Raw genomic sequence first — 427 nt, forward strand, 5'->3', positions numbered from 1 at the left:
GGACCGCTCTTGGCAATCACCAGGTTCGGTGCCGTGACCGTCGTGACCACTGGCGGCGTGGTGCAGCCGGTGCCCACGCAGTCCGGGTCACCGCCGCCGGTCACCACCGCCGTGTTCGACACGCTGGCCGCTGCCGATGCCGTCGGCGTCACGTTGATCGTGAAGCTCGCCGTGTTCCCCGGCGCCACGTTCGACAGACCCGCCGCCACCGGGCAGGTCACCGTCTGGCCGCTGATCGTGCAGCCGGTCGCCGAATTGATCGTCAGGCCCGCAGGCACGACGTCAGTGATCGTCGCGCCCGCCGTCGTCGGCGCCGTGCCGTTGTTGGTCACCGTGACGACGTAGTTGTAGGCCGTGCCCACTACCGCTGTCGCCGGACCGCTCTTGGCAATCACCAGGTTCGGTGCCGTGACCGTCGTGACCACTG

General features: G+C 69.1%; 1 protein-coding gene. It reads right to left on the minus strand.

The window, feature by feature from the left end; translation table 11 throughout:
* Positions 1–427: DUF11 domain-containing protein (locus IB230_RS19630; protein WP_192274565.1), on the minus strand; the 427-nt coding region annotated here is incomplete at both ends.

The sequence above is a fragment of the Pseudoxanthomonas sp. PXM01 genome, assembly GCF_014851815.1.
GTDB lineage: Bacteria > Pseudomonadota > Gammaproteobacteria > Xanthomonadales > Xanthomonadaceae > Pseudoxanthomonas_A.